The organism is Cribrihabitans marinus (genome assembly GCF_900109035.1).
GTDB lineage: Bacteria > Pseudomonadota > Alphaproteobacteria > Rhodobacterales > Rhodobacteraceae > Cribrihabitans > Cribrihabitans marinus.
This window is the reverse complement of record NZ_FNYD01000002.1, coordinates 84120-108652: the sequence shown is the minus strand read 5'-3', so window position 1 is coordinate 108652 and position 24533 is coordinate 84120. Positions and strand designations below refer to the sequence as shown.

The 24533-nt window shown below is 65.8% G+C and carries 28 protein-coding genes and 1 riboswitch; of the genes, 9 read left to right on the top strand and 19 right to left on the bottom strand.

Translation table 11 applies throughout. From position 1 onward, the window contains the following. Positions 1–14: 14 nt before the first annotated feature. From trpA to BMX57_RS03025, 3 genes are all read left to right on the top strand, one after another. Positions 15–806: a tryptophan synthase subunit alpha gene (gene trpA / locus BMX57_RS03035; RefSeq protein ID WP_092362417.1), complete on the top strand. Its 792-nt coding sequence runs from the start codon at positions 15–17 to the stop codon at positions 804–806. Between the two features lie 87 nt (positions 807–893). Then, a complete protein-coding gene (locus BMX57_RS03030; RefSeq protein ID WP_092362415.1) occupies positions 894–1253 on the top strand; it encodes a hypothetical protein in 360 nt (119 codons plus the stop codon). A gap of 69 nt (positions 1254–1322) precedes the next feature. After that, on the top strand, positions 1323–2486 hold the full coding sequence (locus BMX57_RS03025; RefSeq protein WP_092362413.1) for an alpha-hydroxy acid oxidase: 1164 nt from the start codon (positions 1323–1325) through the stop codon (positions 2484–2486). Between the two features lie 18 nt (positions 2487–2504). Here BMX57_RS03025 and BMX57_RS03020 read toward each other — a convergent pair whose 3' ends face one another. After that, on the bottom strand, positions 2505–3665 hold the full coding sequence (locus BMX57_RS03020; RefSeq protein ID WP_092363058.1) for an MFS transporter: 1161 nt from the start codon (positions 3663–3665) through the stop codon (positions 2505–2507). A gap of 122 nt (positions 3666–3787) precedes the next feature. Here BMX57_RS03020 and BMX57_RS03015 point away from each other — a divergent pair, with 122 nt between their 5' ends. From BMX57_RS03015 to BMX57_RS02995, 5 genes are all read left to right on the top strand, one after another. Beyond that, positions 3788–4408 (top strand): hypothetical protein, encoded by a 621-nt coding sequence (locus tag BMX57_RS03015; RefSeq protein WP_092362411.1) that lies wholly within the window; start codon positions 3788–3790, stop codon positions 4406–4408. Between the two features lie 121 nt (positions 4409–4529). Then, the gene (locus BMX57_RS03010) at positions 4530–5192 is read left to right on the top strand and encodes a 50S ribosomal protein L25/general stress protein Ctc (protein ID WP_092362409.1); all 663 of its coding nucleotides are present in this window, start codon (positions 4530–4532) and stop codon (positions 5190–5192) included. A 126-nt stretch (positions 5193–5318) separates the two neighbouring features. After that, the gene (gene pth / locus BMX57_RS03005; RefSeq protein WP_092362407.1) at positions 5319–6008 is read left to right on the top strand and encodes an aminoacyl-tRNA hydrolase; all 690 of its coding nucleotides are present in this window, start codon (positions 5319–5321) and stop codon (positions 6006–6008) included. A gap of 83 nt (positions 6009–6091) precedes the next feature. Beyond that, the gene (locus BMX57_RS03000; protein ID WP_092362406.1) at positions 6092–7258 is read left to right on the top strand and encodes a serine hydrolase domain-containing protein; all 1167 of its coding nucleotides are present in this window, start codon (positions 6092–6094) and stop codon (positions 7256–7258) included. A gap of 9 nt (positions 7259–7267) precedes the next feature. Then, positions 7268–7645 carry a DUF2237 family protein gene (locus BMX57_RS02995; RefSeq protein ID WP_092362404.1) on the top strand — a complete coding sequence of 126 codons (378 nt, stop codon included), beginning with the start codon at positions 7268–7270 and terminating at the stop codon, positions 7643–7645. On the opposite strand, the gene BMX57_RS02990 is transcribed toward BMX57_RS02995, so the two are convergent. The 9 genes from BMX57_RS02990 to rpsA all read right to left on the bottom strand — a co-directional run bounded on the left by BMX57_RS02990 (position 7624) and on the right by rpsA (position 14749). Beyond that, complete coding sequence (locus BMX57_RS02990) at positions 7624–8163, bottom strand: helix-turn-helix transcriptional regulator (RefSeq protein ID WP_092362403.1); 540 nt, start codon at positions 8161–8163, stop codon at positions 7624–7626. The genes BMX57_RS02995 and BMX57_RS02990 overlap by 22 nt on opposite strands. 21 nt (positions 8164–8184) lie before the next feature. Then, positions 8185–8715 carry a PepSY domain-containing protein gene (locus BMX57_RS02985; protein ID WP_143057870.1) on the bottom strand — a complete coding sequence of 177 codons (531 nt, stop codon included), beginning with the start codon at positions 8713–8715 and terminating at the stop codon, positions 8185–8187. 93 nt (positions 8716–8808) lie between these two features. Continuing rightward, positions 8809–9396 carry a PepSY domain-containing protein gene (locus tag BMX57_RS20570; RefSeq protein WP_177175370.1) on the bottom strand — a complete coding sequence of 196 codons (588 nt, stop codon included), beginning with the start codon at positions 9394–9396 and terminating at the stop codon, positions 8809–8811. Between the two features lie 84 nt (positions 9397–9480). Further along, positions 9481–10725, bottom strand: coding sequence for a tryptophan synthase subunit beta (trpB, locus tag BMX57_RS02975; protein ID WP_092362399.1), 1245 nt, complete (start codon positions 10723–10725; stop codon positions 9481–9483). Between the two features lie 153 nt (positions 10726–10878). After that, positions 10879–11364, bottom strand: coding sequence for a fasciclin domain-containing protein (locus BMX57_RS02970; RefSeq protein WP_092362398.1), 486 nt, complete (start codon positions 11362–11364; stop codon positions 10879–10881). Between the two features lie 125 nt (positions 11365–11489). Continuing rightward, positions 11490–12137 carry a phosphoribosylanthranilate isomerase gene (locus tag BMX57_RS02965; protein WP_092362396.1) on the bottom strand — a complete coding sequence of 216 codons (648 nt, stop codon included), beginning with the start codon at positions 12135–12137 and terminating at the stop codon, positions 11490–11492. A gap of 7 nt (positions 12138–12144) precedes the next feature. Beyond that, on the bottom strand, positions 12145–12495 hold the full coding sequence (locus BMX57_RS02960; protein WP_092363056.1) for a LapA family protein: 351 nt from the start codon (positions 12493–12495) through the stop codon (positions 12145–12147). 4 nt (positions 12496–12499) lie between these two features. Next, positions 12500–12784 carry an integration host factor subunit beta gene (gene ihfB / locus BMX57_RS02955; RefSeq protein ID WP_092362394.1) on the bottom strand — a complete coding sequence of 95 codons (285 nt, stop codon included), beginning with the start codon at positions 12782–12784 and terminating at the stop codon, positions 12500–12502. 285 nt (positions 12785–13069) lie between these two features. Beyond that, on the bottom strand, positions 13070–14749 hold the full coding sequence (gene rpsA, locus BMX57_RS02950; protein ID WP_092362392.1) for a 30S ribosomal protein S1: 1680 nt from the start codon (positions 14747–14749) through the stop codon (positions 13070–13072). A gap of 310 nt (positions 14750–15059) precedes the next feature. Between rpsA and BMX57_RS02945 the strand changes: the two genes are divergently transcribed. Further along, entirely contained in the window at positions 15060–15452 is a 393-nt protein-coding gene (locus tag BMX57_RS02945; RefSeq protein WP_092362390.1) for a hypothetical protein, read from the top strand. 62 nt (positions 15453–15514) lie between these two features. Here BMX57_RS02945 and BMX57_RS02940 read toward each other — a convergent pair whose 3' ends face one another. The 9 genes from BMX57_RS02940 to BMX57_RS02900 all read right to left on the bottom strand — a co-directional run bounded on the left by BMX57_RS02940 (position 15515) and on the right by BMX57_RS02900 (position 24508). Continuing rightward, the gene (locus BMX57_RS02940) at positions 15515–16135 is read right to left on the bottom strand and encodes a (d)CMP kinase (RefSeq protein ID WP_092362389.1); all 621 of its coding nucleotides are present in this window, start codon (positions 16133–16135) and stop codon (positions 15515–15517) included. Between the two features lie 9 nt (positions 16136–16144). After that, complete coding sequence (aroA, locus tag BMX57_RS02935) at positions 16145–17497, bottom strand: 3-phosphoshikimate 1-carboxyvinyltransferase (protein ID WP_092362387.1); 1353 nt, start codon at positions 17495–17497, stop codon at positions 16145–16147. Between the two features lie 73 nt (positions 17498–17570). Continuing rightward, a complete protein-coding gene (locus tag BMX57_RS02930; RefSeq protein ID WP_092362386.1) occupies positions 17571–18644 on the bottom strand; it encodes an amidohydrolase family protein in 1074 nt (357 codons plus the stop codon). A gap of 50 nt (positions 18645–18694) precedes the next feature. Next, positions 18695–19399, bottom strand: coding sequence for a tRNA (guanine(46)-N(7))-methyltransferase TrmB (trmB, locus tag BMX57_RS02925; RefSeq protein ID WP_092362385.1), 705 nt, complete (start codon positions 19397–19399; stop codon positions 18695–18697). A 204-nt stretch (positions 19400–19603) separates the two neighbouring features. After that, complete coding sequence (gene metK, locus BMX57_RS02920) at positions 19604–20785, bottom strand: methionine adenosyltransferase (RefSeq protein ID WP_092362384.1); 1182 nt, start codon at positions 20783–20785, stop codon at positions 19604–19606. A 6-nt stretch (positions 20786–20791) separates the two neighbouring features. Beyond that, positions 20792–20841, bottom strand: a riboswitch (SAM-SAH riboswitch). Between the two features lie 31 nt (positions 20842–20872). Next, positions 20873–22387: an apolipoprotein N-acyltransferase gene (gene lnt, locus BMX57_RS02915; RefSeq protein WP_092362383.1), complete on the bottom strand. Its 1515-nt coding sequence runs from the start codon at positions 22385–22387 to the stop codon at positions 20873–20875. Beyond that, positions 22384–23268 carry a hemolysin family protein gene (locus BMX57_RS02910; protein WP_092363054.1) on the bottom strand — a complete coding sequence of 295 codons (885 nt, stop codon included), beginning with the start codon at positions 23266–23268 and terminating at the stop codon, positions 22384–22386. Before BMX57_RS02910 ends, lnt begins: the two co-directional genes overlap by 4 nt. A 42-nt stretch (positions 23269–23310) precedes the next feature. After that, positions 23311–23805 (bottom strand): rRNA maturation RNase YbeY, encoded by a 495-nt coding sequence (gene ybeY, locus BMX57_RS02905; RefSeq protein ID WP_092362381.1) that lies wholly within the window; start codon positions 23803–23805, stop codon positions 23311–23313. 190 nt (positions 23806–23995) lie between these two features. Then, positions 23996–24508: a GNAT family N-acetyltransferase gene (locus BMX57_RS02900; protein WP_092362380.1), complete on the bottom strand. Its 513-nt coding sequence runs from the start codon at positions 24506–24508 to the stop codon at positions 23996–23998. Positions 24509–24533 lie beyond the last annotated feature (25 nt).

Below are 24533 nucleotides of genomic sequence, written 5' to 3'. Positions count from 1 at the left end.
CGCAAGGACATCCGATGACCCGTATCGACGCCAAGTTCGCCGCGCTCAAGGCCGAAGGGAAGAAGGCCTTTGTTGCCTACGTCATGGCCGGCGACCCGGATTTCGACCGCTCGCTGGAGTTGGTCCGCGGCCTGCCCGGCGCGGGCGTCGACGTGATCGAGCTTGGCCTGCCCTTCACTGACCCGATGGCCGATGGCCCGACGATCCAGCTGGCCGGTCAGCGCGCGCTGGAGACGGGGATGACCCTGGACCGCACGCTGGAGCTGGCGCGGCTGTTCAGGCAGGGCGACGACGAGACACCCATCGTGATGATGGGCTACTACAATCCGATCTACAGCCGCGGAGTGGATCGGTTTCTGGAACAGGCAAAAGCCGCCGGCATCGATGGGCTGATCATCGTCGACTTGCCCCCCGAGGAGGATGACGAGCTCTGCCTGCCGGCGCAGAAGGCGGGGTTGAACTTCATCCGGCTGGCCACGCCGACGACCGACGACAAGCGGCTGCCCAAGGTGCTGCAGAACACGTCGGGCTTTGTCTACTACGTGTCGATCACCGGGATCACCGGCGCGGCCGAGGCCGAGGCCACCGATGTCGGACCCGAGGTCGCGCGGATCAAGGCAGCCACCGACCTGCCCGTAATCGTGGGCTTCGGCATCAACACGCCCGAGAAATCCCGCACCATTGCCTCGGTCGCGGACGGCGCGGTGGTGGGGTCTGCCATTGTCGGCCGGATCGGGTCCGGCGCGCCGGTGGCCGAGGTTCTGGACTTCGTGAAATCCCTGGCCGATGCGGCGCATTCGGCCTGAAGGCCCTGAAATGGCCGGTTGAAGACCGGGTTTTCGACATCTTCCACAAGTATACTCGGGGCGTTCGTTCCGACGGAGATGATGTCAATGCGCCCGGCCCATCGCATCGCCACCCTGGCACTGGCGACCCTCGCCTGGTTCACAGGTTCGGCTGGCGCCGGCCAGCAAGTATATGACGGAACCGAAGCCGAGGCGCTGAAATGCGCGGCCTTCTACGCCTACACGGCGCAGGTCTTCGAGTCGCACGGAATGATGTCGGCCGAAACCGGCGAGGAGGCACGGCTGGTCGCCTCGTTCATCCTGCTGCGCCATGTCGGCGGCACCGAGGCACAGCGGAACGCGGCCTATCGCAAGACACTGGACGGCATGTCCCCGTCCGACTGGGCGCTGGTGGAAAACGCCGCCGGCCAGCTTGCAGGATGCCGCGAACGCTTTCTCACCCCGTGACAGAATGGCAATTGCCAAGCGTCGGAATGATTGGTAATTAAATTTTACCAATCCTGAAAGGCGACCGCCATGCCCGTCATTACCGAGATCGAAGACCTGCGGAAAATCTATGAACGCCGCGTGCCGCGCATGTTCTACGACTATGCCGAGACCGGCAGCTGGAGCGAGCAGACTTTCCGCGACAACAGCAGCGATTTCGACCTGATCCGGCTGCGCCAGCGCGTCGCGGTGGACATGACCAACCGCAGCACCGCAAGCCGGATGATCGGCCAGGACGTGGCAATGCCGGTGGCGCTGGCGCCGGTGGGCCTGACCGGGATGCAATGTGCCGATGGCGAGATCAAGGCCGCCCGCGCGGCCGAGAAGTTCGGTGTGCCCTTCACCCTGTCCACGCTGTCGATCTGCTCGATCGAGGATGTGGCCGAACACACGACCAAGCCGTTCTGGTTCCAGGTCTACACGCTCAAGGACGACGATTTCATGCGGCGCCTGTTCGACCGGGCGCGGGATGCGGGATGTTCGGCAATGGTCATCACGCTGGACCTGCAGGTGCAGGGGCAGCGGCACAAGGATCTCAAGAACGGGCTGAGCGCGCCGCCGAAACTGACGGTGAAGTCGGTGGCCAACATGATGACCAAGGTGCAATGGGGCCTTGGCATGCTGGGCACCAAGCGCCGGTTCTTCGGCAATGTCGTGGGCCATGCCAAGGGCGTGACCGACCCTGCCTCGCTCAGCTCGTGGACGGCCGAGGCCTTCGATCACGCGCTGGACTGGGATCGGGTGCGCGAGCTGATCCGCATGTGGGGCGGCAAGGTGATCCTCAAGGGCATCCTGGACGCCGAAGACGCCAAGATGGCCGCCGATGCGGGCGCCGATGCCATCGTGGTCAGCAACCACGGCGGGCGGCAACTGGACGGGGCGCTCAGCTCGATCCGGATGCTGCCGCCGATCATGGATGCGGTGGGCGACAAGATCGAGGTGCATCTCGACAGCGGCATCCGCTCGGGGCAGGACGTGCTCAAGGCGCTGGCGCTGGGGGCCAAGGGCACGATGATCGGCCGGGCCTTCGTCTACGGGCTGGGCGCGATGGGCGAGGCGGGCGTGACCCGTGCGCTGGAGGTGATCCACAAGGAGCTGGACACCACGATGGCGCTGTGCGGCGAACGCAATGTGGCCGACCTGGGCCGGCACAACCTGCTGGTGCCCGAGGATTTCACCGGCCGCTGGGCCTGACCGGCGGACCGCACCCGTTCAGCCCGGCGCCGCGCTGCGCCGCAACGCAGGGACCAGCAGGACAGGCACCGACAAAAGGCAGAGCGCGATGGCGGTGAAGGCCATCGGCAACCCGAACCCCTGGGCCACGAACCCCATCATCGGCGGGCCGATGAAAAACCCGGAATAGCCGATCACCGACACCCGGCTGATCGCATGCATCCGGTGCCGGTGCGCCACCTGCCGCCCGATCCAGCCAAAGGCCATCGGCGCCACCACCGACACGCCCAGACCGAGAATGGCGAAACCCAGATAGGCGGGGGCCAGCGCCGGCGACCACGCGGCGATCAGCGCGCCCAGCGCCGCCAGCGCCGAGGCCAGGCCCATCACCCGCCCCTCGGACAGGTGCCGCATCAGCAATTGCCCCGACAGCCGGCCGATCCCCATCGTCAGGCCCAGAACCGCCGGGCCCAGCGCGCCCTGGGCGGCACCTGCCGCGAGGTTGCGCTCCAGGTGCAGGGCCGACCAGCCCTCGGTTGCCTGTTCCGACATGAAGGCGATCAGCACGATGGCGCCGCCCAGCATCAGAACCAGCGGCGGCAGCGGCGCGGGTTCGACCTCGCCTGGATCGGCGGTTGTGCCGTCATGGATCTCAGGGGCGGAATAGGTCACCCGCGTCAGCCCGAGGGTCACGACGCCCGCAAGCGCGAACAGGGTAGCGGGCGCTAACCCCGCCTCGCGCCCCAGCCCCGCCAGCAGCGCGGCGGCGGCATAGGCGAAGGAAAAGATCGCGTGGTTGAGGTTCATCAACGGCCGGTTCTCGGCCGCTTCGATCTGGCTGACGCGGGCGTTCATCACAACGTCCAGCGTGCCCGACGCGCCCGAGGCCGCCAGCATCGCCAGCGCAAAGGCCACACCGCCCGTCGTCAGCCCGGGCAGTAGGAATGCCGCCGCCAGCAGCAAGGCAAGAACCGGCATCGCGTGCCGGCCCAGCCTGGCTTCGGCGCGCGGTGCCAGCCACATTGCCGCCACGGCGCCCAGCGCGCCGACCAACAGCGCGAGGCCGAACCCGGCATCGCTGAGCCCGGTCTGGGCCTTGAGCTGCGGCGCCAGCGCGGCGAAGCTGCCCCAGTAGAGACCGACCGCGGCAAAGGCGGCAGCCGGCCCGCGGCTGCGTCGGATGTCGTCGCGAAGTTCCATGCGCAGCGCTTGCCACCGCCCCGCCGCCGCGGCAAGCGGAAACTGCCGCCGCGCCGGCATCCCGCCGCTTTGACATCCCCCGGCTTTGTGCCGATAGTCCGGGCAAAGGCGGGCGGGGCGACGTGCAGATCTATCTCAGGCAGAACCTGGTGTTCCTGGCAGTCCCCAAGACCGGGACCACGGCCGTCGAGATGGCGCTGCGCAAACATGCCGACATCGTGTTCGCCAAGTCGCGCAAGCACCTGACCGCCGGGCAGTATCACCGCAAGGTTGCACCGATGCTCGAGGATCTGTGGCAGGCCCGGCCCGAGCGCATGGCAGTGATGCGCGAGCCGGTCGAGCAGATCCGCAGCTGGTTCCGGTATCGCGCGCGGCAGGCCAAGCGCAGCGGACCGCTGAGCACCGAGGGGCTGAGCTTCGACGATTTCGTGCGCGACGTGATCCGGCCCGACCCGCCGCCCCATGCGGCCATCGGCAGCCAGCTGCGGTTTCTCAGCCTGGCCGACGGGTCGGTTCCGGTGGATCACCTGTTCGCCTACGAGGCGCAGCCGCGGATCCTGGCGTTCCTGCGCGCGCGGTTCGGCGCGGATCTGGACATCGCCCCGCGCAACGTCTCGCCCCAGGTGCATGCGCCGCTCTCGCCCGAGGTCGAACAGGCCCTGCGCGCGGCCCGCGCCGACGAGTTCGCGCTGCACGAGCGGCTGCGCGCGGCAGGCGGATACCTGCAACCAAGTTCGGGTTGACGCCTGGGCGCGGGAAATTGCGCCCGCCCCCTTTCCTATCGTCCCGATTCGGGGTAAGGGCAGCGCTTCACGCGGGGTGACAGCCTTGGAGGCACCCCGCCTTATCATATGGAGAAACAACATGGCTGGTGAGATTCCTGATCTCGTGGCTCTGGAACGGACGGGGACAGGCAAGGGCGCCGCTCGTCAAGCACGCCGTGACGGCATGGTTCCGGGCATCGTCTTTGGTGGTGACAAGGATCCGTTGCCGATCCAGATTCCGTTCAACGAACTGGTGAAGCGGCTCAAGGCCGGGCGGTTCAAGTCGACCCTGTTCAACCTCAAGGTCGAGGGCCAGGAAGACGTGCGCGTGATCTGCCGCGACGTGCAGCGCGACGTGGTCAAGGACCTGCCGACGCATCTGGACCTGATGCGCCTGCGCCGGACCACCAAGATCGCCCTGTTCATCCCGGTCGAGTTCATCGGCGAGGAAGACGCGCCCGGCATCCGCAAGGGCGGCGTTCTGACCGTGGTGCGCCCCGAGGTCGAGCTGGTCTGCACCGCCGGCGAGATCCCCGAGAAGGTCGTGGTCGACCTGTCGGGCATGGAGATCAACGACGTGGCCACCATCTCGTCGGTCGAGTTGCCCGACGGTACCAAGCCGACCATCGACCGCGACTTCGTGATCGCCAACATCTCGGCGCCCACCGGGCTGGCCAGCGACGAGGACGAGGACGCCGATGAGGACGAGACCGAGACCGAGGTCGAGACCGACGAGGCAGAGACCGAAGCCGAGGAAGAGTGATCTTTCCCTTCGCAACGTGATTGGCGGGGTCCTTCGGGACCCCGTTTTCGTTTGCGCCCTCTGCGGGCTGGAAACGCGGGGCGGTTTCCGGCTATCTGGGGCCGCATCGCAGGAACGGACGCTGGCATGAAGCTGTTTGCAGGACTGGGAAACCCGGGATCGAAATATGCCGGCCACCGGCACAATATCGGGTTCATGGCGCTGGACCGGATCGCGTCGGATCATGGGTTCGGCCCGTGGAAGGCCAAGTTCCAGGCGCTGATCGCCGAGGGACGGCTGGGCAGTACCAAGGTGCTGCTACTCAAGCCGCAGACCTACATGAACCGCTCGGGCCAGTCGGTCGGCGAGGCGATGCGGTTCTACAAGCTGGACTCGACCGACGTCACCGTATTCCACGACGAGCTTGACCTGGCCCCGGGCAAGGTGCGGGTGAAGTCCGGCGGCGGCCATGCCGGGCATAACGGGCTGCGGTCGATCCATGATCATATCGGCGCGGCCTATGACCGGGTGCGGCTGGGAATCGGCCATCCCGGCCGCAAGGAGCTGGTCTCGGGCTATGTGCTGCACGACTTCTCCCGCGCCGACCAGGACTGGCTGGAGGACGTGTTGCGCGGCGTCGCTGATGGCGCGCCGCACCTGGCCGGTGACGATGCCGGGCGGTTCATGAACGCGGTCGCCCTGCGCACCGCGCCGCCGCGCAGTTCGACCACCGCCGCCGAACGGCCGAAGGATACACCCCGCCCTGCCCCGGACGACGCCGAGCCTGAGCCCGACGAGCGGTCGGCCCTGCAAAGGCTGGTCGACCGGTTCCGCTGATCCCCGGCCCGTGCCATGCCGTCACGTCCGGTTTGCCGCACGGCCCCACCTCTGCAAGGATGGGGACAGACGAGGGAGGTCTCATGCGCATATTCGGCAAATGGCTGGGTCGGGTCCTGCTGCTGCTGATCCTGGCCGCAGTTGCGGTGGGGATCTGGAAGCGCGAGGAGATCGAGCGGCTGATCGCGGTGAACTCGCTGTTCGATGCCGACGTGATCGTCGAGAACTTCTCGAACATGGACCGGGCCTTTCTGACCGTGGACCTGCCGCGGGGCGATGGGCCCACGTCCGATCTGCCCTATGGCGGCCCCGCCTATGACCTGCCCGACGCCGCCGGCGCCTGGATTTCCGAACGGGCCTTGACCTCGCTTCTGGTGCTCAAGGCCGGCGAGATCCGCTACGAGGAGTATTTTCTCGGCACCGGTCCCGACGACCGCCGGATTTCATGGTCGATCGCCAAGAGCTATCTTTCGGCGTTGTTCGGCACGGTCCTGGCCGAGGGCGCGATCGATTCGTTGGACGATCCGGTCATCCGCTATGCTCCTGAACTCGCGGACAGCGCCTATGCGCCCGCCAGCATCCGCGACGTGCTGAACATGGCCTCGGGCGTGAAGTTCGACGAGGATTACCTGGACTACAATTCCGACATCAACCGGATGGGCCGGGTGGTCGCGCTGGGTCGGGAACTGGACGATTTCACCGCCGCGCTGGACGCCAGGACCGGGCCGCCGGGCGAGGCCTGGACATACGTGTCGATCGACACCCATGTCGTCGGGATGGTGATCCGCGGCGCGACCGGGCGCAGCGTGACCGAGTTGATGACCCAACGTATCGTCCAACCGCTGGGGCTGGAGCGCGACGGCTATTACATCACCGACGGTGCCGGCGTGGCCTTCGTTCTGGGCGGGCTCAACTTCACCACGCGCGACTATGCCCGGTTCGGCGTGATGATCGAACAGGACGGGCGCCGTGCCGGAACCCAGATCGTGCCGGCAGACTGGATCGCGGACTCGACCCGGCCCAGCGCGCCGACCGCGCCGGGCAAGACCGGCTATGGCTTCCAGTGGTGGATCCCCGTGGGGGCCGAAGAGGGTGAGTTCTATGGCCGGGGGGTCTATGGTCAATACCTCTATATCGACCAGGCCCGCGACGTGGTGATCGTGGTCACCGCCGCCGACCGGAAGTTTCGTGATCCCGGCGTGAATGCCGCCAATATCGAAATGCTGCGCAAGATCGCGCAAAGCCTGTAGACTGAACCCATGACACCCGACGAAAGCCTCAACGTTTTGGGCGGCCCGCTGTCGCCCTGCTCGACCGCACCCCTCACCGGGTTCTTCCGTGACGGTCATTGCAACACCTGCGATGCCGACCGCGGCAGCCACACGGTCTGCGCGGTGATGACGGCCGAGTTCCTGGCCTTCTCCAAATATGTCGGCAACGACCTGAGCACGCCGCACCCCGAGTTCGAATTCCCGGGGCTGAAGCCTGGCGACCGCTGGTGCCTCTGCGCGGCGCGGTTCCTGCAGGCGCATGACGAGGGCTGCGCGCCCCGGGTCGACCTTTCCGCCACGCATCTTCGAGCGCTGGAGATCGTGCCGCTGTCAGTCCTCGAAAACTATGCGGAACGAACCGGCTGATCGCGGCGCTCCACATCGGACGACGTGCCACCTTCAAGCTTGCCATCCATCAGATCTTCGATGAACAGGCTGAGCAATTGCGGGCGTCCAGTGACGCCTGCCTTGCGATAGATCGCGTTGGTCTGGGCCTTGACCGTACCCTCCGAGGTCTTGCGCAGACCGGCAATCTCGGGAGTGGAATACCCCTTGATTGCGAACAGCGCCACTTCCCGTTCGGCCGGCGTCAGTTTCCAGGTGTCAAAACTGTCTTCGAGCAGGTCCATGAAGGCACCCGACGCGACCCGAAGTTGGCTCTCGATCCGATCGGATCGCCGCTGTGTGGCGCGAAGCAACAGGAACCCCATGAGTATTCCGAACAAAAGCCCCATCGCAGCGCCAAGTTCTATGACCTCACGCGCGGCCCAGTTTATGGGCGCGAGCGGAATACCCAAGACCGTCGTCAGAATACCCGAAACGAAGAAGAATGCGCACAGCACCTGGAGGACCAGAACGGCCCAGACCAGATACCGGCGCCGCATCAGAAGGCGCCTCCGATGCGATCAGTCGTCGTCATCGTTGCCGCCACCGTGCCCCGAATTGTCGTCGTCGTCGCGGTCGTCATCGCCGCCCCGGCCTGAATTCCCGCTGCCGCGACCCGAGTTGTCGTCGTCGTCGCGGTCGTCATCCTCCCCCGAGTCGGAATGACCACCGCCGCGACCCGAGTTCTCATTGTCGCCATCTTCATCATCGTAATCGTCTTCATCGTCGTCTTCATCATCGTCGTCGTATTGCTCGCCGTTGCCGCCTGACGCCCAGCCTTTCGGATCGAGCAGAAAAAAGTCGCCACGCTCCGCTTTGCGCGTCCAATAATCCCGCAGGATCTCGCCGGTGACGGGATTGACCACGATCTCACGCCTGATCTGGCCGTCATGAGCAACAATACGCGAGCGCCCAAGGAAGGTGCGGGACACGCTGATCCGGATATAGCCCTGATCGCGCAATTGCTTGACGATGCTGTCCTCGACCGGGCCCGCCATTGCGGCACCCGTCAGACCCATCGTCAATAGAGCTGCAGCCAGAAGTGTTTTCATACCTTCACCATAGATCGGGGACCGCGCAAGCGCAGCCCCCGGATCAAGTGCAGCAAACCAGAAGTATCGGTTTCAGCCACGGTGCTGCGCGCCTCAGTCGTCGTCGCTGCCCGATCCACTGTTATCTTCGCGATCATCGTCCCGGTCGTCATCGTGATCATCGTCGCGATCATCGTTGCGGTCATCGTTGCGGTCGTCATCGTGATCTTTACCCCGGTCATCCTCCCGGTCGCGGTCCCTGTCACGATCGCGGTCGTCGTCGTCGTCATGGTCTTCGTCATCGTCCCGCCGTCCGCCGGAGCGGTCCGTGAAATCCCGGTCTTCCTGCGAGACTTCCAGCCCGATATTCCCTCCGGTGCCGGCCAAACGTTCGGTTTCCTGTTTCAAAATCCGGCCAGTGGCGCGATCATAGATCACTTCCAGCTTCGTCTGGCCGCGCACCGCCTCGACCTTGGTCTGTGTAGGGCCCGTCTTGATCTCGGTGGCCCGGAACCCCTGTGCGGCCAGCCCGTCGACCACCTGGTCATTGAAGGTCTGGCTTTGCGCCTCCAGCGAGGTGGCCAAGGCCATGGCTGTGGTAAGCATGAATATCTTTCGCATCATCTCGATTTCCTTATCGTATTGCGCCCGCAGGGCGGGATGCCCGGTGGACCGGTACGAAAAGGAAATCACATGCGACACGCTCGCCCCATCAACCGCCGGCATAGGAGGCCAATAGTCGGTCGGGGGTTGGTGGGCATAAACCAGGGTTTATGCGTTTTGGGATCAGCCGGCCCGCCGCCCTTCGGTGTCGGACATGTCGAAGCCCAGATGCTTGGCGACGGTCTGCACGTCCTTGTCGCCCCGGCCGCACATGTTCATGCAGATGATGTGATCGGCGGGCAGGTCCGGCACGATCTTCATCACGTGGGCCAGCGCGTGGCAGGGTTCCAGCGCCGGGATGATGCCCTCGGTCGCGCAGCACAGCTGGAACGCCTCAAGCGCCTCGGCGTCGGTGATGGCAACGTATTCGGCGCGGCCGACCTCGTGAAGCCAGGAGTGTTCGGGCCCGATGCCGGGATAGTCGAGACCCGCCGAGATGGAATAGCCCTCGAGGATCTGGCCGTCATCGTCCTGCAGCAGATAGGTGCGGTTGCCATGCAGCACGCCGGGGCGGCCACCGGTGAGCGAGGCGCAATGCTCCATCTTCTCGTTGACGCCCTTTCCGCCGGCCTCGACACCGATGATCCGGACCTCCTTGTCGTCGAGGAAGGGATGGAACAGGCCCATCGCGTTCGACCCGCCCCCGATGGCTGCGATGATCGTGTCGGGCAGCCGGCCTTCGGCGGCCATCATCTGTTCCTTTGCCTCCTTGCCGATGATCGACTGGAAATCGCGCACCATCGCCGGATAGGGATGCGGGCCCGCGACGGTGCCGATGCAGTAGAACGTGTCGCGCACATTGGTCACCCAGTCGCGCAGCGCATCGTTCATCGCGTCCTTGAGCGTGCCGCGGCCCGACGTGACCGGGATCACCTCGGCGCCCAGCAGGCGCATGCGGAATACGTTGGGCGCCTGGCGCTCGACATCATGCGCGCCCATGTAGACCACGCATTTCAACCCGAACTTGGCGCAGACCGTCGCGGTGGCGACCCCGTGCTGTCCCGCGCCGGTCTCGGCGATGATGCGGGTCTTGCCCATGCGGCGGGCCAGGATGATCTGGCCCAGCACGTTGTTGATCTTGTGCGCGCCGGTATGGTTGAGCTCATCCCGCTTGAGATAGACCTTGGCGCCGCCCAGATGCTGCGTCAGCCGCTCGGCGTAATAGAGCGGGCTGGGACGGCCGACATAATGCGTCCACAGATCCTCCATCTCGGCCCAGAAACTCGGATCGTCCTTGGCGCGGTCATATTCCTCTTCCAGCGACAGGATCAGCGGCATCAGGGTTTCGCTGACGAACCGGCCGCCGAAGATGCCGAACCGGCCCTGTTCGTCGGGGCCGGACATGAAGGAGTTGAACAGATCGTTCATGGCGCGTGCCTTGTCCTTGGGTGGTGATCACCCGTGCTTAGGCGAGGGCCGCGGGGTTTTCCAGCCAAAAGATGCGCCCGGTCCCGGCGGCCGCCCGGTATGCGAAACGCCCGGCGCAGGCGCCGGGCGTGGCGTAGCTCGATGCTGCGTCGCTCAGGGCAGCAACACCGTGTCGATGACGTGGATGACCCCGTTCGAGGCCTCGATATCCGCCGAGGTGACCTTGGCGTTGTTCACCTTGACGCCGTTGCGGGCGTTCACGTCCAGGCGGTCGCCCTGCACGGTCAGCACCTTGGCCTTCTTCCCGGCGATGTCGCCGGACATCACCTTGGCGGGCACCACGTGATAGGTCAGCACCTGGACCAGTTGATCCTTGTTCTCGGGCTTGAGCAGGGTTTCAACCGTGCCCTCGGGCAGCGCGGCAAAGGCCGCGTCGGTGGGCGCGAAGACTGTGAATGGCCCCTCGCCCTTGAGCGTCTCGACCAGACCGGCGGCCTGAACTGCGGCAACCAGGGTGTTGAAATCCCCGGCACCAACGGCGGTGTCCACGATGTCCTTTTCGGCGGCGAAACCGGGGGCGGCGACCGACGCGGCCAGGGCGGCACCAGCGGTCAGGCTCAGAAACTTGCGGCGAAACATTCCAGTCCTCCATCTGTTTGGAATGGCTTGGTTACGCCGCGGCACTCGGCCCGGATCAGAATGGGTGCGGCCGTCCTGATCCGATCACGGGATCGTGTAACGTGTGCCGGCTTGGAGGGACAGCATCAGGCTGTCGCCGCCGCGACGAAGGCGGCTATCGCCTCTGGGTCCTTGACGCCCGGCGCGCTTTCCACCCCAGAGGACACGTCGACCTGCAGCGCGCCGGTCATGCGTACGGCTTCAGCCACGTTGCCGGGGTTAAGTCCGCCGGCCAACATCCAGGGCCGCGTCCAGTATTTCCGGTCGGCCAGCAGGCGCCAGTCGAAGGCCAGGCCGTTGCCGCCGGGCAGTTCGGCACCGCGTGGTGGCTTGGCGTCGATCAGCAGCTGGTCGGCCACCGACGCATATCGGTCGATCTGCGCCAGGTCGTCGGCCTCGGCCACGCCCAGCGCCTTCATCACCGGCAGGCCATGCCGGGCGCGGATTTCGGTCACGCGCTCGGGCGTCTCGCTTCCATGAAGCTGCAGCATGTCCAGCGGCACAGTCGCGACCAGGTGGTCCAGCTCGGCATCGGTGGCATTTACGGTCAGCGCCACCTTGGCGATGCCCGGCGGCACCTGCGCGGCAAGCTTCGCGGCGGTCGTCGCCTCGACATGGCGGGGGGATTTGGCGAAGAAAGTGAAGCCCACATAGCGCGCGCCCGCGCCTACGGCCGCCGCAACGCCTTCGGGCGTCGACAGCCCGCAGATCTTCACCCGAACCTGGTCCGGCATGGTGGGCTCAGCCAGCTTCGTCCAGCAGGGCGAGAACCTCGTCCTTGCCTTCGTGCTTCTGCTTCTGGAGCTTCTTGACCTCGCGCTTGAGCTGGCGCGCCTCGCGGTGCTTGACGGTCGCCACCTTGCGGTGCTTGTGCTCGCGCACCCACTCCCAGATGAACCCGATCACCAGGCCCAGCGCCACGCCCCCCAGCGCCACCAGGAAGAGCGGCAGCGCCAGCGAAAAGTTGAACCCCAAAAGCTCGGCCAGCGTGTCCGGCATCAGCTTGAGGGTCACGATCTGGCGGTTGGCCAGCGACACCGAGATCAGGATGATCGCGATGGTTCCAAGAAGGGCGTAGCGAATGTAGCGCATCATCTCATGCTTTTCCGTTCAGTCTGTCGCGCAGCAGCTTGCCGGTCTTGAAGAACGGCACGTGCTTTTCCTCGACATGCACCGTTTCGCCGGTGCGGGGATTGCGACCGATCCGCGCGTCGCGCTTCTTGACCGAAAATGCGCCGAACCCGCGCAGCTCGACCCGGTCGCCGCGGGCCATCGCATCGGTCACTTCCTCGAACACGGTGTTCACGATCCGCTCCACGTCGCGCTGGTAGAGATGCGGATTCTCGTCGGCAATTTTCTGGATCAGTTCCGAACGGATCATGTCTCGTGTCCCTCCCAAGGCGACGTGAACGCACACTTTTTTATGGCTCCGAGTATAGGGATATTCGGCCACCGGGGGAACGCAAACTCGGGCGGAACGGCGGCAAATTGCGCCTTGGGCGATGATTTCCCGGCCCACAAGGGGCAAAAGTCTCAGGTCGAGACGGCGCCGCAGCGCGGAACACCGCCCGCGAGCGCGTCGGAATAGCGCCTTGATTCGCAATGAAAACGGCCCCGCGCATCGCACGGGGCCGTTCTCGATCCTTCAGTTCCGGTCGGGCCGGTCTCAGTCGCCGGACTTGAGCGCGGCGCCCAGAATGTCGCCCAGAGAGGCCCCCGAGTCGGAGCTGCCATACTGTTGCACGGCCTCTTTCTCTTCGGCGATCTCGCGGGCCTTGATCGACAGGCCCAGGCGGCGCGACTTGCTGTCCACGTTGGTCACCCGCACATCGACCTTGTTGCCGACCGAGAAACGCTCGGGGCGCTGTTCGGAGCGGTCGCGGCTGAGATCCGAGCGGCGGATGAAGCTCTTCATGCCCTCGTACTCGACCTCGATGCCGCCATCCTCGATCGCGGTCACGTTGACCGTGATGATCGACCCGCGCTTCACGCCGCCGACGGCCTCGGCGAACTTGTCGCCGCCCAGCGCCTTGATCGACAGGCTGATGCGTTCCTTCTCGACATCGACCTCGGAGACGACGGCCTGGACGACATCGCCCTTGCGGTAGTTCTGGATCGCGTCCTCACCCCGTTCGTCCCAGCTCAGGTCGGACAGGTGAACCATGCCGTCGATGTCGCCGTCGAGGCCGATGAACAGACCGAATTCGGTGATGTTCTTGACCTCGCCCTCGACTTCGGTGCCCTCGGGATGGGTCTCGGCAAAGACCTCCCACGGGTTGCGCATGGTCTGCTTGAGGCCCAGCGACACGCGGCGCTTGGCCGGGTCGATCTCGAGCACCATGACGTCCACTTCCTGGCTGGTCGAGACGATCTTGCCGGGATGGACGTTCTTCTTGGTCCAGGACATTTCCGAGACGTGCACCAGACCTTCGACACCGGGCTCCAGCTCCACGAAAGCGCCGTAGTCGGTGATGTTGGTGACGCGGCCCTTGTGCACCGAGGCCAGCGGGAACTTGACCGCGACCAGATCCCAGGGATCTTCCTGCAGCTGCTTCATGCCCAGGCTGATGCGGTGGGTTTCCTTGTTGATCTTGATGACCTGGACCTTGACGGTCTCGCCGATCGACAGGATCTCGGAGGGGTGGTTGACGCGGCGCCAGGCCATGTCGGTGACGTGCAGCAGGCCGTCCACACCACCCAGGTCGACGAAGGCGCCGTATTCGGTGATGTTCTTGACCACGCCGTCCACGGTGTCGCCCTCGGTCAGCTTGCCGATAACCTCGGCACGCTGTTCGGCGCGGCTCTCTTCCAGGATGGCGCGGCGCGAGACCACGATGTTGCCACGGCGGCGGTCCATCTTGAGGATCTGGAACGGCTGCTTGAGACCCATCAGCGGGCCGGCGTCGCGCACGGGGCGCACATCGACCTGGCTGCCGGGCAGGAAGGCCACGGCGCCGCCCAGATCGACGGTAAAGCCGCCCTTGACCCGGCCGAAGATCGCGCCTTCGACGCGGGCGTCGTCGGCATAGGCCTTCTCCAGGCGGTCCCAGGCCTCTTCGCGGCGGGCCATTTCACGGCTGATGACGGCTTCGCCACGGGCGTTCTCGGCGGCGCGAAGATAGACCTCCACTTCGTCGCCGACACCGATCTCGGGCGCTTCGCCGGGATTTGCGAATTCTTTCAGATCGACGCGGCCTTCCATCTTGTAGCCGACATCGATGATGGCTTGTCCCGCCTCGACGGCGATGACCTTGCCTTTGACGACAGATCCCTCTTCGGGGGTGTCCATTTCGAAGCTTTCGTTCAGGAGGGCTTCGAATTCCTCCATGGATGCGTTTTGAGCCATGTGGTCTCAGGTTTCCTTTGCGTATCGGTTTTTCTGGCCGTGCGGTTGTCTCCGCCGGTCTGGGTTCATGTCCGCCTTGGGCGGAACGGGATTGGTCAGGCGGTGCAAAGTTCGGTTCACAAAACAAAGAGGGCCGGCGTGTCCCGACCCTGCCCCTATCGTTGTTCTATGGCTTGCACGCCTTGTCGACGCGCGTGTCATAGGCCGGGTCGCGCCAAAACGCAAGCCCGCACGCGCGATCCGTTGTCGATGCCCGCGCGCGTGCTAGGGTCGGGAACGTGTCGGCGCCCCGGCACGCAGGAGATCGGCCATGACGCTTCAGGATGCCCTCGCCACGCAACCCGCCTGGGTACAGGTCTGGGTGTTCTGGCTGGTCATCGGCGCCTTCGTGCTGCCGCTGGGCCTGTTGATATGGCGGCGAACCAGGATCGCCGGGATCGCGACCATCGCCGCCAGCGTCGTCGCGGGGATGAGCGTCGACTGGATTTTCGGCCAGCTTGGATATGTGCGGTTGCTGGGCCTGCCCCATATCGTGTTCTGGTCCCCGGTGGCGATCTACCTGTTCCTGCTGCAGCGCGATCCGGGCGTGCCGGCACGGGCGGCGCTGCTGATTCGGGTCATCCTGATCACCATCACGATCTCGCTGGCCTTCGATGTCACCGATGTCCTGCGCTATGCTCTTGGCGACCGCGCGCCCTACTGAAAGGGTCGTTAGACATCCTCGACGTATCCGAACACCGCGTCACTCAGCGCTGTATCTCGCCGCTAGCCTTGGTCACCGGGCATCCGGTCGGCAACCACGGCCAGCGCGGCCGCCAGCGCGGTTTCGATATCCATCTCGCTGGTGTCCAGCTCCACCGCGTCCTCCGCCGGCCGCATCGGCGCTTCGGCGCGGGTGCTGTCACGGTCGTCGCGGGCGCGTACATCGGCCAGGACATCATCATAGCGCACGTCGAATCCGTTTCCCGTCAACTCCTTCCACCGCCGTTCGGCCCGAACCTCGGGCGAGGCCGTGACAAACAGCTTCACCTCGGCCTCGGGGCAGATCACCGTGCCGATATCGCGCCCGTCCAGCACCGCGCCGCCCGCACGGCGGGCAAAGGCGCGCTGGAAATCAACCAGCGCCGCGCGCACCTCGCCGATCACCGCGACCTTGCTGGCGGCCTGTGCCACATCCGCCGTGCGCAGCCCGTCGCGGTCAAGATCCTCCGCGGTCAGCGCCTGCGCGGCGGCAACCGGGTCCTCGCCCGCCAGCATCCGGTGCCCCACGGCGCGATAGAGCAGCCCGGTATCCAGATGAGCAAAGCCGAAATGCGCCGCGACCCCCTTCGAGATCGTGCCCTTGCCCGAGGCGGCGGGTCCGTCGATGGCGATGGTGAAACTCATGGCGTGGGCCTATCGGTTCGCGCGCAAAACCCGAGCTCCAAGCCCGCCCATCAACGGCTCGAAGATCGGGAAGGAGGTGGCAATCGGACCGCCGTCATCGACCTTGACTGGCGCCTTCGCGCCCATGCCGAGGACCATGAAGGACATGGCGATACGATGGTCGAGGAAGCTCTCGCAGGTGCCGCCGCCGGGCACCCCGCCGATGCCCATGCCATCGACCGACCACCAGTCGTCGCCCTCCTCCACGCTCACGCCATTGGCGCGCAGCCCCTGGGCCATGGCGTCGATCCGGTCGCTTTCCTTGACGCGCAACTCCTTGACGCCGCGCATCATGGTTTTCCCGTTCGCGTTGGCGGCCACGACCGAGAGCACCGGGTATTCGTCGATCATGCTGGCGGCGCGCTCCGGCGGCACCTCGATGCCCTGCATGTCGGGTGAATAGCGCGCGCGCAGGTCCGCCACCGGCTCGCCGCCCTCTTCGCGCTCGTTTTCATAGGTCAGGTCGGCCCCCATCTCGCGCAGCGTTGCATACAGCCCTGCACGCGTGGGATTCAGCCCGATACCGGGCACCAGCACGTCCGAGCCCGGCACGATCAGCGCGGCACAGACCGGAAAGGCGGCGCTGGAGGGATCGCGCGGCACGGCGATGGTCTGCGGGCGCAATTCCGGCTGACCGGTCAGGGTGATGACACGGCCCTCGTCGCTGTCCTCGACCGAAACCTGCGCCCCGAAGCCCGCCAGCATCCGCTCGGTATGGTCGCGGGTGGCCTCTTTCTCGATCACCACGGTCTCGCCCGGCGCGTTCAGCCCGGCCAGCAGCACCGCGGATTTCACCTGCGCCGAGGGCACCGGCACCGCATAGCGCACCGGTACGGGATCGGCCGCGCCCACGATGGTCATCGGCAGCCGCCCGCCGTTGCGCCCGACCGACTGCGTCCCGAACAGCGCCAGCGGATCGGTCACCCGCGCCATGGGCCGGCCGTTCAGGCTGGCATCGCCGGTGAAGGTGGCGGTGATCGGCGAGGTCGCCATCGCCCCCATGATCAGCCGCACCCCGGTACCGGAATTGCCGCAGTCGATCACCTGGTCCGGCTCGGCAAACCCGCCGACGCCCACGCCGTGCACATGCCAGGTGCCGTCGTCTTCGCGGGTGACCTCGGCGCCGAATGCGCGCATCGCCTTGGCGGTGTCCAGGACGTCCTCGCCTTCGAGCAGGCCGGTGATCACCGTCTCGCCCACCGCCAGCGCGCCCAGAATCAATGATCGGTGCGAGATCGACTTGTCGCCGGGCACCTCGGCCACGCCGGCCAGCGGCCCGCAGGGATGCGAAGTCATCGGGATGGGCGTGCCGTGTCCGGACATGGAGACTCCTTGTGCGCTGTCACCATGGGCGGATTACCGAATTGGCCGGGGCGGGTCCAGCGGCAAAGGTCGCTCAGGCCTCGCCGAGCCAACGCGCCGGGTTCTCTTCGGCGATCTGGCGAAAGACCTCTTCGCCCAGCGCGTTGCGCAGACGGAAACAGACCGCCTTTTCCGACAGCGACTCCTGCCGGGTCATGTAGAAGTCCGACCCGAAGAGAACCCGGGCGCGCAGGCGCGCGCTGTCGGCATCCTCGCCCATCAGGAACAGGCGCAGGAAGGGGATGTAATCCTCGAACTGGAACAGCGTGTAGGAGATGTCGGTCCACAGGCCCGGGTACTCGCCGCCACAGATCAACCGGCGGATGCGGACCTGCCAGTTGCGGTCGTATTCCGGCGCGAAGGGATCGTGCCGGTCGGGATTGACATAGGCGTGCCAGTCGCGCTGCCCGCCGAAATGCGCCAGGCAGATCCGCAGGTCCGGATGCGCGCGCAGCACCGGCAGGACGGCATCGGGCTCGGTATAGCGGTCGGCCTTGTGGGCGGACAGGTCGCGCCCCTGCACACCCCCGCGCGAGCAATGGGACATCACCGGCCGGCCCTTCTCCGCAAGCCGCGGATAGACGTGTTCCATCAGGCGCGGATCGTCGGGGGCAAATCCCAGGCGGGGATAAATCTTGACGCCGCGGAAATGCAGCTGGTCGATGGCCCGCCACAGCTCCTGTGCCTGCGGATCCGCGTTCGGGTCGATCGTGGCGAAGGGGATCACGTTGCGCCCCACATCGGGATCCCGCCGCAGCGCCGCCAATTCATCATGCTGGTCTGCCAGGGAAATGGCCGGCCGGGCGAAGCCGAAGGCCGAGAGGTCCATCGGCAGGACCACGAACCGGGTGTTGTCGGGATAGTGGCGGCGAAGATTGTCCAGGATCGCCCGCTGGCTACCGGCCTGGCTTTCCTTCTGGAACTGATGCAGCCGGTCAAGCTTCTCTGCGATCGGATGCTGGCCAATCAGCCGCATCAGCGCGGCAAGCGCAACGACGAGACCGGGGATGCGCTTGAACAGGCGTAGCCAGGGATAGGGATAGTCCTCGGGCACATGGCCCTGGTGGAACAGGTGGACATGGCAGTTGGTGATTCGGATGTCGGCCATCGGAACACTCCCGCGTCAGGCGAGTCGGTTCCGTCAGTTTACCGCATCGCTCAATCCTGTCGACGAAAGGTCAGGTAATGCGGCACCCGGCCCTCGCGCAGCGCCTTCTGCTCGTATCGGGTCGACAGCCAGTCGTCCCAGGGATCGCGCCAGTCGGCCGGCCGTTCCGCAAGCCAGTCGAACCCCGCCCGCGGCACCTCCTCCAGTGTCTGGCGCACATAGTCGGGAATGTCGGTCGCCACGCGAAAGATCGCGCCGGGCTGCAAGACGCGGGCCAGCGGCTGCAGGTGCTCTGGCGTGACGAAGCGGCGGCGGTGGTGGCGTTTCTTGGGCCAGGGGTCGGGATAGAGCAGGAATGCGCGCGCGATCGAGGCGTCCGGCAGCACGTCGAACAGGTCGCGCACGTCACCGGGATGCACGGCCAGGTTGGTAACGCCGGCACGCCGAATCTTGCCCAGCAGCATCGCCACGCCATTGATATAGGGCTCGGCGCCGATGATCCCGACATCGGGATTGGCCCCCGCCTGGTGGACCATGTGTTCGCCACCGCCGAACCCGATCTCCAGCCAGACCGGGCGCGCGCCGAACAGCCCCGGCAGATCCAGCGGACGCCGCTCTGGATTGCAGTCCCAGTCCACCGCGCCGGGCGACAGGGTGGCCAGATCCTCGTCCAGATAGGCCCGCTGGCTCTTCTTGAGGTGCTTGCCTTTCAGGCGGCCGTAGAAGTTGCGATGCGGTCGGTCGGATGCGCTCATGCGCCGCCCTCTAGCGGGTTGCGCTGCAATCGGCAACCGCTACCCAAATGAGCGCCTTCGGCGCGCTCGTTTCCAGATGCGAGGCTCTGCCTCGCGCTCCGAGGTATTTGGGGCGAAAGGAAGGGGCAGGCCGCATTTCCTCTCGCGGAAAATACCTCGGGGGAGTCGCCCGGAGGGCGACGGGGGCAGAGCCCCCGAACCGGCTCAGACCGCGTTGGCGAGGGCCTCGGCAAGATCGGTGCGTTCCCAGCTGAACCCGCCATCGGCCTCGGGCGCGCGGCCGAAATGGCCGTATGCGGCGGTGCGCTCGTAGATGGGCTTGTTCAGCTGCAGATGCGAGCGGATGCCGCGCGGTGTGAGGTCCATCACCTTGCGGATCGCGGATTCGATTGCCGCGGGCGCAACCTCGCCGGTCTGGTGCGTGTCGGCGTAGATCGACAACGGCTGGCTGACGCCGATGGCATAGCTGAGCTGGATGGTGCAGCGCTCGGCCATGCCCGCGGCCACGACGTTTTTCGCGAGATAGCGTGCGGCATAGGCCGCCGAGCGGTCCACCTTGGTCGGATCCTTGCCGGAGAACGCGCCGCCGCCATGCGGTGCGGCGCCACCATAGGTATCTACGATGATCTTGCGCCCGGTCAGACCGGCATCGCCATCCGGCCCGCCGATGACGAACTTGCCGGTCGGATTGACGTGCCATTCGGTTTCGCCGTTCAGCCAGCCCTCCGGCAGCACTTCGCGGATATACGGCTCGACGATGGCGCGGATGTCGGCGCTGGTGAGCGTTTCGTCGAGATGCTGGGTGCTGAGCACAAGCGAGCTCACGCCCACCGGCTTGCCGTCGCGATAGACCACCGAGAGCTGCGACTTGGCATCCGGGCCGAGCGCCGGCTCGGTGCCGTTCTTGCGCACCTCGGCGAGGCGGCGCAGGATCGCGTGGCTGAACTGGATCGGTGCGGGCATCATCGCGTCGGTTTCATTCGTTGCGAAGCCGAACATGATGCCCTGGTCGCCGGCACCCTCGTCCTTGTTTCCGTCCGCGTTCACGCCCTGGGCGATATGCGCGGACTGTTCGTGCAAGAGGTTCGTGACCTCGCAGGTGTTCCAGTGGAACTTGTCCTGCTCATAGCCGATATCGCGGATGCAGTCGCGGGCGATGCCGTCGATCCGGCGCATGTAGTCGTGCAGCTTTTCCTGGTCCGCCAGTCCCACCTCGCCGCCGATCACAACCCGGTTGGTCGTGGCGAAGGTCTCGCAGGCGACGCGAGCTTCGGGCTCTTCGGCGATCAGCGCGTCGAGCACCGCGTCGGAGATGCGGTCACAGACCTTGTCCGGGTGCCCCTCGGAAACCGATTCCGAGGTAAAGGTGTAGTTCTGTCTGGCCATGAAAAGTGCTCCATTGAGGTTTACGCCGCCACGCCAGGAAGCCGTTGTGACAGGTCCGGGACGGAATACGCGCGCCGTGTGGGATATTCAATCGCTATTTGCAGTACCGCGGCGTCTTGGCCAAAGCGCCAGTGCCGCGGCCATGGCCAGAAGCAGGAGCAGCATCGGCGTATCTCCGGTCCGCGCGTAGAGCGGGGCGGGCAGCGGGGCGGGCAGCTCCGCGTCGAGATGCCCCGCCCGCCCCAGCGGCAGCGATGCGGTCACGCGCCCCAGCGGGTCGATCATCGCCGAGACGCCGGTGTTGGCGGCGCGCAGCATCGGCAGCCCCTGTTCGATCGCGCGCATCCGCGCCTGCGCGAGGTGCTGATAGGGTCCCGAGAAGGATCCGAACCAGGCATCGTTGGTGATCTGCAGCAGCATTGCGGGCCGGACAGGGGCGCGGTTGATGTCCTGCGGAAACACCGCCTCGTAGCAGATCAGCGGCAGCGCCAGGCCGAGCGGACCCAGGTCGACCGTGCGCGGCCCTGGTCCGGCGCTGAAGCCCTGCCCGTCCGACGCGGCCAGCCCGGCAATGCCGAACCGCGCCATCAGATCGCCCAGCGGAACATATTCGCCGAAGGGCACCAGGTGATGCTTGTCATAGGTCTGGCCGACCCGCCCATCGGCACCCAGAACCACCAGGGAATTGTAGATCCGTTGGCCCTGCGTGCGCAGTAGGCCCAGCACCACCGGCACCCCGTCCGCCGCGCCGGCGATCCGGTCGAGCGTCGGGCCGGCATTCTCCAGCCAGACCGGGATCGCGGTTTCAGGCCAGACGATCAGGTCGGGCCTCGGCGCGGCCTCGGTGAACGCCAACTGGCGGCGAAAGAAGACAGGCGCATGCTCGGGATCCCATTTCTGATGCTGCGGCGCGTTGGGCTGGACCAGCCGGACGGTGCGTCCCGTCGAAGACAGGTCTGGCGCCATGGCCTCTGCCAGCATCACCGCCCCGGCAAGACCCAGCACGGCCAGACCGGCGACAGGTGCCGCGCCCGGCCTGCGCGCGACCAGCAGCCCCGCCGGCAGGGCCACGAGCAGAGTCGCAAGCGCCAGCCCGTGCGGCCCAATCCAGGCCAGAAGAAGCGCCGTGGGACTGTCGACCCAGATCTGCGCCAACCCCGCCCAGGGAAACCCGGTCAGGAGATAGGCACGGGCCAGCTCGGCCAGCGACCAGGTAACGGCCAGCGCGGCCACCCTGACGCCGGGGCCGCGCTTGGGCGCCGCCGCCGCCCAGAACGCCACCGCCCAGAACAGGGCAAGCCCGCCGGCCAGCAGAACCAGCGCGAAGGGGGCCATCCAGCCGTGGCGGGGCACATCGACGAGAAAAGGCTCGACGATCCAAACCAGGCCAAATCCGAAATACCCCAGCCCGAAAGCCCAGCCGATCCACCCCGCGGCCCGGCGGCCGGGCGCCGTTACGAAAAGCGGCACCAGCAGGGCCAGCGCGGGCAGGGTGACTAACCAGAGGAAATAGGGCGCAAGCCCGGTCGCCGCCGCCAGCCCCAGGGCGAATGCCGCATGCGGCGCGCGTCGCAGCCGCCGGCCCGCCGCCACTTGGGTCATGCGCCGGGCTGAGGAAGGCGAACGCGCAGCCGCTTGATGCGGCGGGGATCGGCGTCGATCACCTCGAATTCCGGTCCGTCGGGATGCGGAACGACCTCGCCCCGCGCCGGCACCCGGCCCGAGAGCATGAAGACAAGCCCGCCCAGCGTGTCGATCTCTTCCTCGTCGACATCCTCGTGATTGGTCAGCGACCGGCCGATCTCGGCCTCGAACTCGCTCAGCGGTGTGCGCGCCTGGGCGATATAGCAGCCGGGCTTCTCGCGGATCCAGGGCAGATCCTCGTCGGTGTCATGCTCGTCCTCGATCTCGCCCACCACCTGTTCGATCAGGTCCTCGATGGTCAGAAGGCCGTCGACCCCGCCATACTCGTCGATCACCAGGGCCATATGCCGGCGTTCCGTCTGCATCTTGGCCAGCAGCACGCCGATCGGCATCGAAGGCGGCACGAACAGCAGCGGTCGCAGCATCGCGCCGATATCCAGGTCCGAGCCGTTGCCGTTGAACCCGTAGGTCAGCGCAAAATCCTTCAGGTGCACGAAGCCCAGGGGCGAATCGAGCGTTCCGTCATAGACCGGTATCCGGGTCATCCCGCTGTCGCGGAACACCTGCACCAGTTCGTTGCGTTCGATGGTGCTGGACACCGCGACGATCTCGGCCGTGGGAATGGCCACGTCCTCGACCCGCATCCGGCGCAGGTTCGACATGCCGGGCAGCTGCGCGAGCGGTCCCGGCCGCCGCTTCTCCTCGGCCTCGTCCTCTTCGTCACCATTCGAGAACGCGTCGAAGATCCGGGTCAGAAATCCCTTGTCGCCCGATCCCTCGTCCAACTCGTTCGTCCGCGCGCTCTGCGCCGCGCTAGAACTGCCGTCTGTGTCGCCCATGATCTCCGATCCAAAATGCAACCCGGGCCAGCAAGGGCCCGTCTAATCCCTATATGGGTCCGGAATACCCATCTTGCCAAGTATCGCGGCTTCCAATCCTTCCATCAACGTGGCGTCCGCGTCACGAACATGGTCATAGCCCAGCAGGTGCAAAAGGCCATGCACAAGCAGGTGCGTCACGTGGTCGTCATGCGGTTTTCCCGCCGCCTCGGCCTCGCGCCGGCAGGTTTCCCAGGCGATCGCGATATCTCCCAACGGCAGCGCGCCGGAGAAATCCGGCGCGGGTTGGGCGGGTGTTGCGCCGGGGCGTTCCGCGCCCAGATCGGCGGCCGGCCAGCTGAGTACGTTGGTCGGCGCGGGCTTGCCGCGAAACTCCGCGTTCAACGCCGCGATGCGCGCGTCGTCGCAAGCCAGGACGCTGACTTCCGCCTGCTCCGCGTCGATGCCGAGGTGATCGAGCGTCGCCGCAACCGCACGCGACACCAGCGGCGAGATATCGCCCCAGCCGGGGTCTTCGACGGTCAGGTCAAGCTGCATGTCAGGGCCGCTCCGTTCAGAATGGCGCAGCGATACAAGGGTTTCCGCGGCGGTGGAAGGGTATGGATCGGGCGGTTGCAGGGTGCGAGGCGCCCATGGAACGTCAAAAAGCGCGGATGCGCATTGGTCGTCGGAAATGAGTCCAAACAGACGCTAGCGACGTGAGCAAGAACACACTCTCGGCACTATCTCAGTCGATCTTCAAGGCCATGTAGATCACGTGCGGGGATACATCTTGTGAGTGCTCTGCTTCGGGGTAGAAATCAACGTCTCGGAACCCTTCCGCGCGGTACAATGCGTGAGCAGAGGACATGAAAGCAGTGCTATCTAGAAAGACTTGGGAATGATTTGAATTGCGCGCTTCGACTATCAACCGCCGAACCACTTTGCGCCCGAGGCCTTCACCCCGCACTTCGGGTCGGACATATAGCCGCTTAATCTCTACCGCGTCAGCTCTAATCTTTCGATAGAAACCAATGGCATTGGCAACTCCACTGCGGTCGCGCGCCAGAACCGTCCGCCCGTCTGGCGGTAAGACTTCAGTCAGATCTAGCATTGCGTTCGAAAGAGCCACATCGACATCAACGTTGAGGTTATTCTGAGCATTAAAGAGCGGAACGACCCACGAAAGGTATTCCCTCAGCAAGGTCTCGACTTCGGAAGTGTCTGATATGGTGTCGGGCGTCTCGAGAAAATGGGCCATCACATCGTCAATCCCATTTGAAGTC